Origin of the sequence: Ulvibacterium sp., from assembly GCF_028285715.1 — a bacterium.
Taxonomy (GTDB): domain Bacteria; phylum Bacteroidota; class Bacteroidia; order Flavobacteriales; family Flavobacteriaceae; genus Ulvibacterium.
In genome coordinates, this window is record NZ_JANQOO010000024.1 from 12,596 (window position 1) to 25,390 (window position 12,795).

14 protein-coding genes are annotated in these 12,795 nt (G+C 40.8%); 6 read left to right on the forward strand and 8 right to left on the reverse strand.

From position 1 onward, the window contains the following. Positions 1-4 precede the first annotated feature (4 nt). Together Q0993_RS16595 and Q0993_RS16600 are read left to right on the forward strand one after the other, a co-directional pair. Positions 5-1,084 carry a mannose-1-phosphate guanylyltransferase gene (locus Q0993_RS16595; protein ID WP_299535136.1) on the forward strand — a complete coding sequence of 360 codons (1,080 nt, stop codon included), beginning with the start codon at positions 5-7 and terminating at the stop codon, positions 1,082-1,084. Between the two features lie 2 nt (positions 1,085-1,086). Further along, on the forward strand, positions 1,087-2,556 hold the full coding sequence (locus Q0993_RS16600; RefSeq protein ID WP_299535139.1) for a DUF389 domain-containing protein: 1,470 nt from the start codon (positions 1,087-1,089) through the stop codon (positions 2,554-2,556). 39 nt (positions 2,557-2,595) lie between these two features. Here the strand turns inward: Q0993_RS16600 and Q0993_RS16605 are convergent, their stop codons facing one another. Both Q0993_RS16605 and Q0993_RS16610 read right to left on the reverse strand, forming a co-directional pair. Further along, a complete protein-coding gene (locus tag Q0993_RS16605) occupies positions 2,596-3,363 on the reverse strand; it encodes an ABC transporter ATP-binding protein (RefSeq protein ID WP_299535142.1) in 768 nt (255 codons plus the stop codon). Continuing rightward, a complete protein-coding gene (locus Q0993_RS16610) occupies positions 3,363-4,100 on the reverse strand; it encodes an ABC transporter permease (RefSeq protein ID WP_299535143.1) in 738 nt (245 codons plus the stop codon). The genes Q0993_RS16605 and Q0993_RS16610 overlap by 1 nt, the downstream gene beginning before the upstream one ends. A gap of 112 nt (positions 4,101-4,212) precedes the next feature. On the opposite strand from Q0993_RS16610, the gene pafA reads away from it, so the two are divergent. Together pafA and murI are read left to right on the forward strand one after the other, a co-directional pair. Beyond that, positions 4,213-5,895: an alkaline phosphatase PafA gene (gene pafA / locus Q0993_RS16615; RefSeq protein ID WP_299535144.1), complete on the forward strand. Its 1,683-nt coding sequence runs from the start codon at positions 4,213-4,215 to the stop codon at positions 5,893-5,895. A gap of 10 nt (positions 5,896-5,905) precedes the next feature. Further along, on the forward strand, positions 5,906-6,694 hold the full coding sequence (gene murI / locus Q0993_RS16620; protein WP_299535145.1) for a glutamate racemase: 789 nt from the start codon (positions 5,906-5,908) through the stop codon (positions 6,692-6,694). Positions 6,695-6,762: 68 nt separating this feature from the next. Here the strand turns inward: murI and Q0993_RS16625 are convergent, their stop codons facing one another. Both Q0993_RS16625 and Q0993_RS16630 read right to left on the reverse strand, forming a co-directional pair. Further along, positions 6,763-7,263: a dihydrofolate reductase gene (locus Q0993_RS16625; protein ID WP_299535146.1), complete on the reverse strand. Its 501-nt coding sequence runs from the start codon at positions 7,261-7,263 to the stop codon at positions 6,763-6,765. Next, the gene (locus tag Q0993_RS16630) at positions 7,260-7,649 is read right to left on the reverse strand and encodes a 2TM domain-containing protein (RefSeq protein WP_299535326.1); all 390 of its coding nucleotides are present in this window, start codon (positions 7,647-7,649) and stop codon (positions 7,260-7,262) included. Before Q0993_RS16630 ends, Q0993_RS16625 begins: the two co-directional genes overlap by 4 nt. 61 nt (positions 7,650-7,710) lie before the next feature. Between Q0993_RS16630 and Q0993_RS16635 the strand changes: the two genes are divergently transcribed. Both Q0993_RS16635 and Q0993_RS16640 read left to right on the forward strand, forming a co-directional pair. Continuing rightward, complete coding sequence (locus Q0993_RS16635) at positions 7,711-8,799, forward strand: aminotransferase class V-fold PLP-dependent enzyme (protein WP_299535148.1); 1,089 nt, start codon at positions 7,711-7,713, stop codon at positions 8,797-8,799. 148 nt (positions 8,800-8,947) lie between these two features. After that, positions 8,948-9,244 carry an isoamylase early set domain-containing protein gene (locus Q0993_RS16640; RefSeq protein WP_299535150.1) on the forward strand — a complete coding sequence of 99 codons (297 nt, stop codon included), beginning with the start codon at positions 8,948-8,950 and terminating at the stop codon, positions 9,242-9,244. Between the two features lie 53 nt (positions 9,245-9,297). Here the strand turns inward: Q0993_RS16640 and Q0993_RS16645 are convergent, their stop codons facing one another. From Q0993_RS16645 to Q0993_RS16660, 4 genes are all read right to left on the reverse strand, one after another. Continuing rightward, positions 9,298-9,579: a DUF427 domain-containing protein gene (locus tag Q0993_RS16645; protein ID WP_299535151.1), complete on the reverse strand. Its 282-nt coding sequence runs from the start codon at positions 9,577-9,579 to the stop codon at positions 9,298-9,300. Then, the gene (locus tag Q0993_RS16650) at positions 9,576-10,553 is read right to left on the reverse strand and encodes an L-histidine N(alpha)-methyltransferase (RefSeq protein WP_299535152.1); all 978 of its coding nucleotides are present in this window, start codon (positions 10,551-10,553) and stop codon (positions 9,576-9,578) included. Before Q0993_RS16650 ends, Q0993_RS16645 begins: the two co-directional genes overlap by 4 nt. 49 nt (positions 10,554-10,602) lie before the next feature. Continuing rightward, complete coding sequence (gene egtB, locus Q0993_RS16655; RefSeq protein WP_299535154.1) at positions 10,603-11,763, reverse strand: ergothioneine biosynthesis protein EgtB; 1,161 nt, start codon at positions 11,761-11,763, stop codon at positions 10,603-10,605. 71 nt (positions 11,764-11,834) lie between these two features. Next, entirely contained in the window at positions 11,835-12,659 is an 825-nt protein-coding gene (locus Q0993_RS16660; protein ID WP_299535156.1) for a thymidylate synthase, read from the reverse strand. Between the last annotated feature and the right edge of the window lie 136 nt (positions 12,660-12,795).

Genomic DNA, 12,795 nt, shown 5'->3' on the forward strand with positions numbered 1-12,795 from the left:
TACTATGAATACAAACTATTACGCCGTATTGATGGCCGGAGGTGTGGGGTCTCGTTTTTGGCCGATAAGTACGTCCACTTATCCCAAACAATTCCATGATATGTTGGGTACCGGGGACACCCTCATTCAAAAGACTTTTAAACGTCTTAATACCTTTATACCCAAGGAGAATATCCTTGTTCTAACCAATGAAAGGTATAATGATTTAGTATTGGAGCAATTACCTTTGGTAAAGCCGGAGCAGGTAGTGCTGGAACCGGCCATGCGCAATACGGCCCCTTGCATATTATATGCCGCATTAAAGATTCAAAAGATGAATCCCAATGCCGTAATGGTAGTGGCTCCCAGTGATCATTGGATAGAGGATGAAGAGGCCTTTGCCCAGGATGTCATTGCATGCTTTGATAAGTGTGAAAAAGAAACTGCCCTATGTACGCTGGGAATTGTACCAACCTTTCCGAATACGGGATTTGGTTATATAGAATATGAGAAGGAAACGAATGGAAAATTAAAAAAAGTCCATCAATTCCGGGAAAAACCGGATTATGAAACCGCCAAGGAATTCTTGAACCAAGGCAATTTTCTCTGGAATGCCGGAATTTTCATTTGGAGCGTAGATACTATAATAAAGGCTTTTCAGGAGTATCAGCCTACACAATATGAATTGTTTTCCGAGGGTATTTCCTGTTATAACACGGCCGATGAAAAGAGCTTTATTGCCAATAATTATGCAAAAGCCGAAAATATCTCCATTGATTATGCTATTTTAGAGCGTTCCAAAGCCATTTATGTACTACCAGCCTCATTTGATTGGAACGACTTAGGTACTTGGGGTTCCCTGTTCGATAAACTGGACAAGGACGAAAACAACAATGCCCTTGTAAATTGCCAAGTGATATGCGAGGACGCATCGGGGAATATGATTCGGTCCCCAAAGGGAAAGATTGTGGTGGTGGACGGATTAAAGGAATATATTATCGTAGATAAAGAAGAAGTGCTATTGATTTATCCCAAATCCAAGGAGCAGGACATTAAAACGGTGTTGTCTAGAGTAAAGGATACCTACGGGGATAAATATGCATAACAATGAACAACAATCAGAACCAAGAAAATAGCGCTCCCATAGGAAAACCGCAGGACAGTGGAGACGATGTAAAAAAGAATTTTCAAGGACTGTTGGGGAGCACCAAAAAGTTCCTTTTTGAATTGCTGGACATCCGGAGCAATACGGATCAGAGCGCAACAAAGGAAGCCATTATTGCTGATATTCCTTTCAAGGGGCATACATCATGGATTTTGATATGTTCCATTTTTATTGCCTCGGTAGGCCTCAATGCCAATTCTACCGCTGTCGTCATCGGAGCCATGTTAATTTCCCCACTAATGGGCCCTATTTTGGGTATTGGTATGTCCGTAGCAATCAATGATATTGATACCTTAAGGCGTTCTCTCAAGAATTTTGCGGTTATGGTGGTCCTGAGTGTACTTACGGCATATCTGTTTTTTAGGTTCTTTCCACTCCGCGATGAATCCTCCGAACTTTTGGCTCGCACCGCTCCGGATATTAGAGATGTATTGATTGCTTTTTTTGGAGGTCTCGCGTTGGTAATCGCACGGGCAAAGAAAGGAACTATAGCCTCCGTAATTTTCGGCGTTGCCATAGCCACGGCCCTGATGCCTCCTTTGTGTACCGTTGGCTTTGGTTTGGCCATTGGAAATTGGCAATACGCCTGGGGCGCCATGTACCTCTTTATCATCAACACGATTTTTATCGCTTTGGCCACTTTTTTGGTGCTGAAATTACTGCGTTTTCCAATGGTTCGGTATGTGAATTCCAGAAGGCGCAGACTGGTTTCCAGGGTCGCTTCCATTATTGCCATCTTGGTCATGGTACCCGCAGGATTCACATTTTATGATGTCTTTCAAGAATCATTATTTCGGAATCAGGCCAACCAATTTATTACCGAAAAAATAGCGCCATACCAATTTTCAGGTGAAGGTCGCTTCCTGGAGGATTTTTCCGATATAGAATTCAACCATGGCGAAAACCCTTCCATAGAGTTGGTGTTTATGGGCAATGAGACGGTGCCGGACAATATCATAGCAACTTGGAATTCCCAAAAGAATGAATTTTCAAAATTGCAAAACTGTGAATTACGCATTATCCAAGGTTCCAAAAATGACGAATTCGATCAATTGAAATATGTAAACGAACTATATGAATCCCAAAAAGAGGCCTTATTGGGTAAGGATGAAAAGATAGAGCTGTTGGAGTTGGAAGTAAATCGATTAAAACAGTCGGCCACGCAGCAAGTTCCCTTTCGCGAAATCAGTGCAGAAGCAAAGACCAACTATGAGAACCTTTCCACTATGGGCTTTTCATACCTTATAACAACTGACTTCAGTAAAACAGATACTATCCCTATTTTTGAAGTAAAATGGAAGCAAGGCATTTCCACCAATCAAAAAACTAAGGACACCAAAAAACTAACGGATTGGTTAAAACTCCGATTGAACAATAAGAACATTCAGCTGAGGGAAGCTGCCCAAGACTGATTTTTATCGTTTTCGCGAAAACGAATCATCACTAATAAGTTAGTTACGTTCCTCAATATACATCTGCCGCACCTTCTTAAAAAGTTCCGAGGAGTACACAAAATTGGTCACGGCCTCATTATCCGTCTTAAAAATCTCCTTATTGGTCCCCTCCCATTCCTTAATGCCATTTTTCAAGAAAATAATCTTCTCCCCAATTTCCATAACGGAATTCATGTCATGGGAGTTTATTACTGTGGTAATATTGTATTCCTGGGTGATTTCTTGGATAAGATTATCAATCAATATGGCCGTTTTCGGATCAAGCCCGGAATTGGGCTCATCACAGAATAGGTATTTGGGATTCATAACAATGGCTCTGGCAATGGCCACCCTTTTTTGCATTCCACCCGAAATTTCGGAAGGATATTTGTGATGGGCGTCTACCAAGTTCACCCGCCTAAGCACAAAATCTACACGATCTTGCATTTCGGAAACGGACTGTTTCGTAAACATTTCCAAGGGAAACCTTACATTGCCTTCCACGGTCATGGAATCAAAAAGGGCACTTCCCTGGAATACCATCCCCATTTCTTGTCTTAAATTCCGCTGTTCACTGATTGACAATTCGGAATATATCTTACCGTCATAGCTTATGGTACCCTCCTCGGGGGTGAACAGCCCTAACAGACATTTTATAAAAACGGTCTTTCCCGAACCGCTTTGGCCTATAATAAGATTGGTCTTTCCTTTATCAAAGCATGTAGTAATTCCTTTCAATACATGGGCATCACCAAAAGATTTATATATGTTGTCCACTTCAATCATTAGCCCAGCAAAAGTTGTGTTAGGATATAATTTAGAATTATGATAACCACACTGGTCCAAACAAAGGACGTAGTAGCCGCTTTGCCCACTTCCAAGGCGCCTCCCTTCATGTAAAATCCGTGAAAAGAGGGAATAGTGGCCAGTATAAAGGCAAACACCAAGGTTTTGATAAAGGAATAGGTTACATGGAAGGGCCTAAAATCCAGTTGGAGACCTTCCACGAAATCCGCACTGGTACTAAATCCCCCAAAGACTCCAGCTACCCAACCCCCTAAAATTCCAATGTACATGGATATGGCTATGATAAAGGGATAAAACAACATGGCAATAATTTTAGGGAATACCAGATAGTTTAATGCATTGACGCCCATAACCTCCAAGGCATCGATTTGTTCGGTCACCCGCATGGTACCTATGCTTGAGGTGATATAGGAACCCACTTTCCCGGCCATAATTATGGAACAGAAAGTAGGGGCAAATTCTAAGATAATGGATTGTCTGGTGGCAAAACCCACCAAGTACTTGGGAATGATTTCACTAGTAATATTTAAGGCCGTTTGTATGGCCACTACCCCTCCAATAAAAAACGAGATAAAAATAAGGATGCCTAAAGATCCATAGATAAGTTCGTCTATTTCCTTTAAGATCAACGACTTCATTATGCTCCACTTTGTCGGCTTTTTAAAAACCTCCTTTACCATAATTGCATAACTGCCGATCGATGCTATATAATTCATGGATTAAAAATAGACTTCTCGTCGTAAAAATAACAATAAAGGAGTTCATTTCACCTGTATTTAAAGTTTTAAGGGGTATTTTACATACTTTTGTTTTTTGAAAAATATAGGTATGCTTCTGAAAAAAAATCGTCCTTTTTTATGCCTCCTTTTCGTAATTTTTGTATCCACAACTACTCTTGGCCAAAGAAAATCCAAAGCTGTCCCTAAGCAAAAACAGCAGGTGGAGTCGCAAACTTTGCCGAGACTTGTGGTAGGTATAGTGGTGGATCAGATGCGCTATGATTATCTTACCCGATTTTGGAACCATTTTGAGGAAGGCGGTTTTAAAAGAATGATTAGGGGAGGGTTTAATTGTAAGAACAACCATTTCAACTATGCACCTACAAATACCGGTCCTGGGCATACATCGGTCTATACCGGGACCACGCCCGCCACGCATGGCATTATTGGAAATGATTGGTACGATAAGGAATCTGAATTAATGGTGTATTGTGCCGGTGATACAAATTATACATCCATTGGTACAATCTCCAATGCTGGACAAATGTCCCCTCACCATATGAATGTAACTACCATAACGGATGAACTGCGCTTACATACCCAAATGAGAGGAAAGACCATTGCAATTGCCCTAAAGGACAGGGGAGCCGTATTGCCCGGGGGCCATACCGCAAATGCCGCTTATTGGTTTCAAGGTGGAGACGAGGGCAAATGGATCAGCAGTTCATATTATATGCCGGAACTTCCAAATTGGGTCAATGATTTCAATACATCCGGGAAAGCACAAGACTATAAAAGGGCCTGGACTACACTAAAGGACATAAATCTGTATGTGGAAAGTGGTCTGGACAATACGGACCACGAAGGCTTATTTGAGGATGAGACCGCTCCTATTTTTCCACATAGCACACCGAATCTATTGGACAAGAACAAGGATTTTGAAATTATAAAGACTACGCCCTATGGTAACAGCATTACTATTGATTTTGCTATGGAGGCCATAAAACATGAGAATCTAGGCGAGGATACGATAACAGATTTTTTGGCGATTAGTTTTTCCAGTACCGATTATATTGGGCACAAGTATGGGGTTAATTCAAAGGAAGTTCAGGATACCTATTTGAGATTGGACCGGGATTTGATTCGACTTTTCAACGCTTTGGACGAGAATGTCGGAATCGGTGAATATACCCTGTTTTTAACAGCTGATCATGGGGCTATTGATGTACCATCTTATTTAATAGATCAAAAGATTCCTGCTGGTTATTTGGGATGGGAGAATTTAAAACCGGACTTTGAGCAATTTTTGGAGTTTACCTATGGAACAAGCGACATCGTCAAAAACTTTTCCAACTACCAGTTTTTTTTGGACCATAAGATTATTTCCAACTTGGATCTGGATTTACGGGAGGTTCAAGAGACAATCGGGAGGGAACTATTGGGATATGAACCAATTGACGGGGTATATACGGGCTATCAAATGTGGCAGAATCAATACACTTCGGGGATTCCCTATATTCTGCAAAATGGATATCATCAAAAACGATCAGGGGATATTCTGCTAGTATTGAAGCCGGGATATATTGGTTCGCCTAGAAAAGGTTCTACCCATGGATCCCCACAAATTTATGATACCCATGTTCCTTTGTTGTTCTACGGTAAGGGAATTAAAAAGGGTACTACGGTGAAAAGGACCGAAATCCCTGATATAGCTCCAACTTTGGCCGCTTTACTTGGGGTTGCCTTTCCTAACGGCAGTACAGGAAAACCAATTGAAGAGGTTTTGGAATAATCCTTTTGAAATGCAAGATAGTCCAATAGGTATTTTTGATTCTGGAGTTGGGGGGACTTCCATTTGGAAGGAAATTCAAAAGTTACTTCCCAATGAAGATACCCTATATCTTGCTGATAGCAAAAATGCTCCCTACGGCGAAAAACCTAAGGAGGAAATCGTTCGATTGAGCCGAAAAAACACGGAATTCCTTTTACGGAAAAAGTGTAAATTAATCGTAGTTGCCTGTAACACGGCTACCACAAATGCGATTACCCACCTAAGGGAAAATTATGACCTTCCGTTTATCGGCATTGAACCGGCCATAAAACCCGCTGCCCTGAACTCAAAATCCAAAACAGTGGGAGTTTTGGCTACAAAAGGCACATTGGCCAGTAGTCTTTTCCACAGTACCTCGGAAAACCATGCCTACGGTATTCAGGTAATGGAACAGGAGGGTACCGGGTTAGTAGAGTTGATCGAAAGGGGAGAGCTCCAGACTGCAAAAACAAGAGATTTGCTTAAAAAATTTCTAGATCCCATGCTGGATAAGGGAATCGACTATTTGGTTTTGGGTTGTAGCCATTACCCCTATCTGATTCCTCTAATGGAGGAATTACTTCCGCCACATGTAAGGATTATTGATTCCGGGGAAGCCGTGGCCCGGCAGACCAATGCAATTTTGTTGGAACGTAACTTATTGAATGCCAAAAGTGGCCCGGTAAGGCATCAGTTTCTCAGTAATACGGATAACACTGTCTTAAAAAATTTGCTCTTTAATGTGGATGCTGAAATGGAGTTTTCTTGTTTGACTTTTTGATGGCAAATTAAAAAATGTCTTTTAGGAAACCTTAGGTAAACGGTGAATTTGCTTTATGGACAGAGCCATTAATTATTCCTAATATAAGTCAAATAGGTAAAATCAAACTTGTGTTTGGCATCCTTGGGATGATATTCCTGGGAGGTTAATTTCCAGATGTTTTCATCGATTTCCGGGAAAAAGGTATCTGCATCAGGAAAGGTAGTGTGGATTAGGGTCAATTCTATTTTATTGGCAAATTGTTCTCCCTGCCTGTATATTTCGCCTCCTCCAATAATAAAGGACAGCGTATCATCCTTTACCAGAGCAATAGCCTCTTCCATACCGTGTACCGTGATACAATTTTCATACGGGGTCTTATAGTCTTTATCCCGGGTAACAATGATATGCAATCGATTAGGTAGGGGTTTGGGGAAACTCTCAAAAGTTTTTCGCCCCATAATTATTTTATGGCCCGTAGTTAGATTCTTGAAGCGTTTAAAATCATCGGGAAGATGCCATAGCAAATCATTATCCTTTCCAAGGGCTTTGTTTTCGCCTATGGCCGCTATCATGGCAATGGTATTCACAATTCTTTTTTTTTGTTGATTTTGGAAAGTGGAAAATCTGTTTCAATTTCCTTTTGGAGTTCAGCTATCCGTTCTTTCTGTTTAGCTACCAATTTTTCACGTTGTTTTCGCTCCCAGTCCCTTCCCATGAATTTTTGGGTCACAAGGACATTGAAAGCATGTAGGGCAAACAAAAAGGCCCAAAAAGTAATGCCCCATAAAAACCAATCATATTCTTCCCAATATTTTAAGATTTTATTGATCAGTATCAAAAAAACACTCCCGATCAAAAAAACTACAAAATGGGCATACAACCTTTTCTTCTGCTTTATGCGGTGCTGTGCCGTTTCCAAAAGCTCGTGCTGTTCCTGGTCCAAATGCCCCTTGTTTTTATTTTTGGAGAACATGCGAATAGCTATCTTTAACAACAAAGATACGGTAATTGTGGCGTATCTGAAGTTATCGGCAATGGAGAACATACGCAAGGACTTTCCCATATTGAACACCTGTGTTTACCTCAACACGGCTACCTCAGGACTATTGTCCAGGAGTCTCCTGGATTGGAGACATCAGCATGATCGATCTTTTTTTGAGGAGGGAAGTGCAATGAAAGTAAGGGCCATGATGGGTCTTATTCCTGAAACGCGGAGTACGATTGCACATTTTTTTAGTTGCAAAACGGACAATGTTGCCTTGACACCCAATTTTTCACTAGGAATGAACCTTCTGTTGGATGGATTGGACAAAAAACACAAAGTGCTGCTTTTGGAAGAGGACTATCCATCTGTAAATTGGCCTTTTGAAAAAAGAGGTTTCCAAATTGATTATGTTGAGATCGATGAGCATTTGGAAGAGAAAATCTACAAAGAAGTAAAGTCCAAGAAGATTTCCATATTGGCCTTAAGTATTGTTCAATGGTTAGATGGAATTCAAGTCGATCTGGATTTTTTAAAAAACCTAAAAAAGGAATTCCCCGATCTTTGCATAATTGCTGATGGCACACAGTTTTTGGGTATTAGCGATTTCGATTTTGAGGCATCGGCGATTGACGTATTGGGTACAAGTACCTATAAATGGTTGCTATCGGGCTATGGAAACGGTTTTTTTCTTTTCAAGAATAGGGCAAAGGAACTGTTTTCGGTGAGTTCCCTAGGATTCAATTCCGTGAGTGGTGACCTTTCCAGGAAAGGAAAAGTAGAATTTGCAAAACATCTAGAACCAGGTCATTTGGATACCTTCAATTTTGGAAGCTTAAAATTTTCTCTGGAATCCATGAAACGTATTGGAATGCATACTATTGAAGATCAAAATCGACGACTTCGAAAAAAGGCAATGGATGAACTTGGTGGTTTGGGGTTGTTAAAGGAAAGTATTCTTAATAGGAAAAATCATGGAAATATCCTTAACATTTTGGGTGATGAAAGATGCTTTCAAGAATTGACATATAACGGGATCGTTTGTGCACAAAGGGGAGACGGAATCCGATTGAGCTTTCATTATTACAATAACGAAAACGATATAGAGACAGTCATAAATGTCTTAAAAACAAGGGCATAGGATTGGTTCTTTTAAAAATACGTTGCCCTTTTTTATTGAACCTCGTTAAATAGTACTAAAATATTAAGAAAATGATAAAAATGATTTTCATCATTGTAAATGAGCATTTTATTGCATTAGTTTTGCGCCAAACTTAAAACAGAATATCATGGCGATTGCAAAACAATACCTAAAGACCAAGCCGATTTGTAAAGTAACCTTTACCGTACCGGCAGAAAATGCTAAAAAAGTAGCTGTTGTTGGAGATTTCAACAACTGGAATCCTAAAGGAAGTACGTTAAAAAAATTGAAGAACGGTACCTTTAAGGGTACTTTTGATTTGCCCAAGGAAAATGCTTATGAATTTAAGTATTTGGTAGATGGCAACTACGTAAGCGAAACCGAGGCCGATCGTTTCCAGTGGAACGATTTTGCCGGGTCTGAGAATCCAGTATTGGAGGTTTAGAACAAAAAGGAATTATAAGGGCAGTGAAACTCAAAGTGTTTTCACTGCCTTTTTTATTTTGTAACGGTCACACCCTTCCAAAAGGCCACATGACCTTTTATAGCTTTGGCCAGTTCGCTTACCTCTGGGTAGTACCAGGCCGCGTCCTTGTTTTCGGCCCCGTTGACACTTACGGTATAGTACGAAGCTTGGCCTTTCCAAGGGCAAGTGGTGTGGGTCTTACTTTCCTTAAAGAATTCTTTTTTTATACTTTGTGGAGGGAAATAGTGATTGTTCTCCACTACAATAGTATCATCACTTTCCGCAATTACGGTATCGTTCCAAATGGCTTTCACGATCTTTCTTTTTTAAATAAATAGTCTTTGTAAAGATTGGCTTGGTCGCTAAATTGAGCCACAATTTGTAGCCCGGCCTTTTCCGCAAGCCAATTAACGACTTCGTCATCATATTTTTGTGATATCTCCGTATGTATGGTCTCCCAAGGTTTAAAATCAATTTTCACGTTCAATTTTTCAATACACACGGATTGTTTTTCCTTGGACACCAAATAACTCTTGGCCGTACCTGTTTCAGGGTCGTATACTTCCCAATGCAAAAACTTTTCTAAATCAAAATCGGCCCCTAGCTCCCTGTTAATACGGGCCAAAATGTTCTTGTTAAAGGCCTCTGTAATTCCAGTTTTGTCGTTATAAGCGTCCAAGATGGTTTGTGGGTTCTTTTTTTGGTCAAAACCGACAAAAAAAAGATCATCCTCATTCATCAGATTTTGAACACTTTTTAAAAAATCAACGGCCTGAGGATGTAGAAGATTGCCAATATTGGAACCTAAAAAAAGAATAACCTTTCTGGACCCGTTATCGGAATGGATGTCCGCCAAAGTCTCAAAATAGGTTCCCTGCCTAGGCTCCATAGAAAGATCAGGCAGTTCCTCATGCAAGGATTTTTCGAGCTGATCCAAGACATTTTGACTAATATCAATAGGCTTATAAGTGAAATTGACGTTATTGCCTATTAAGTATTTCAATAAGATCTTGGTCTTTTTGCCATCACCGGCACCCAGTTCAATAAGGTTAAAACTCTCTTTTTCTGAAGAAAACCATTGGGCAATTTTATCCTTATAGGTATCCAGAATTTCAAACTCCGAATCCGTCAAATAATATTCGGGCATATTCATGATGTCCTGAAACAGCTTGTCTCCTTTGGCATCGTAAAAATATTTGGACGATAAATGTTTTGGGAAATCGGTAAGGCCTCTATAGACTTCCTCTTCAAATAATGTCTCAAAAATAGTGTCTGTTTGTTCTTGCATGTAGCCTAAGTCGAAATTAGAGGGGATACCCTACATTGAAGTTAAAGGATTATTTTGCCAATCGAAGACCGGTAAATTGCCAACGTAGTTGGGCATGGAAAAAATTGCGGTACGTAGGCCGCGTATGTTTTTTGGGTGTCGCCACCGAGCCTCCGCGAAGCACCTTTTGGTTTACCATGAATTTGCCGTTGTATTCGCCCAGGGCTCCCTCCGCTTTTTGGTAATTGGGGTAGGGTAAATAGGCACTTTCCGTCCATTCCCAACGGTTGCCCCAAGGAAAATAGGCTTGGGCAACTTCCCATTCAAATTCCGTAGGTAGTCTACAGCCCTTGAATTGGGCAAAGGCAAAGGCTTCAAAATAGGATATATGGGTCAACGGGGTGTTCGGATTTACTTTTTGTAGCCCGTTTAGGGTATACTGATGCCATTCACCATCCATTTTGTGCCAGTACAGGGGAGCGGAAATGGCATTCTGGTTTACCCAATCCCAACCTTCTGCATGCCAAAGGTCAAATATTTTATACCCTCCGGCCTCCATGAATTCCAAGTACTCGGAATTAAAGGTCAATACATTGGATATCTGGAAAGGATGTAAGTATATCTTGTGCCTACCCAGCTCATTATCATAACAGAAACCATCGGATTTATGCCCTATTTCGTAAATTCCCTCTTCAATGGAGATCCATTCCCTAGGATGTGCCTCCGGCACATGTTCTTCCAAATGGACCGAGTACACCGGAAGTAATGGATTGTTTCCCAAAATATATTTGATATCCGTCAACAGGAGTTCTTGATGTTGCTTTTCGTGGTGGATGCCAATTTCAAGTAGACCATACAATTCTTGACCCTCATTTTCCTCAAATAGTTTTTTTATGGCCTTGGTCACATAACTGCGATATGCATATACTTTCTGCACGGACGGTCTTGAAAGATTACCCCTGTCCGAGCGGATTACCCGTTTTCCAACAGTTTCATAATAGCTATTAAAGACGAATGCAAAATCGTCATCGAAGATTTGGTAATTCTTTGCATAAGGCTTTAGGATAAACTCCTCAAAAAACCAGGTAGAGTGTCCCAAATGCCATTTAGGTGGCGAGACATCCACAATGGGTTGAACCACATAATCCTCAATTTCAAGAGGCGCACATAGTTCTTCTGTATACTTTCGGGTTTCCAGAAAAAAATCCAGGAGGGAATCGGTAAGTAGCATAGTATATGAATTAGGCTAAAGATACGAAATAAGATGTTTAGCCTTTGCCCCTATTTGGGCAAAAATTGTTTTTAAACGGCTACAGCTCCCTTAATGTGAGGGTGTGGATTATAATCAAGTAATGTAAAGTCCGCAAAGGTAAAATCAAAGATGTCCTTGACCCCGGGGTTCAACAACATTTTGGGTAAAGGGCGGGGTTCCCGACTTAATTGGAGTGTTACCTGTTCCATATGATTGGTGTAGATATGGGCATCTCCAAATGTATGGACGAATTCACCGGGTTCGTAACCACAGACTTGGGCCATCATTAGGGTGAACAAGGCGTAGGAGGCAATATTAAAAGGTACCCCCAAAAAAATATCAGCACTACGTTGATAGAGTTGACAGGATAATTTTCCATCTGCCACATAGAATTGGAAAAATGCATGACAAGGGGGTAGGGCCGCCTTGCCACGCGCCACGTTTTCCGAGAATGACTTGGACGTATCCGGTAGTACACTGGGGTTCCAGGCCGAGACCAACATGCGCCTGCTGTCCGGATTGTTTTTTAACGCCTGGACCACTTCCTTGATTTGGTCAATTTCCTCGTTGTTCCAATTGCGCCATTGGTGACCATATACCGGGCCCAGGTCTCCATTTTCATCGGCCCATTCGTTCCAGATGCGTACCCCGTTTTCTTGGAGGTATCCAATATTGGTATCGCCCTTAAGAAACCAAAGAAGTTCATGGACTATCGATTTCAAATGCAATTTTTTGGTGGTTACCATCGGAAAGCCTTTACTCAACTCAAACCGCATCTGATAACCAAATACACTTAGGGTTCCAGTGCCGGTTCTATCCTGTTTTTCGTTGCCGTTTTCAAGAACGTGCCGCAATAAGTCGTGGTATTGTTTCATGACGTCATACCGTATCCTCCCTATAGGGAAAAGGAACTTTTTAAAAGTTAATCAACAATAGTAAAAATAAATAAACACTTTGTTTGCCCATAGACTCTTTCCCGTATAATTATCAAAAAATTATTAACGTAGGATT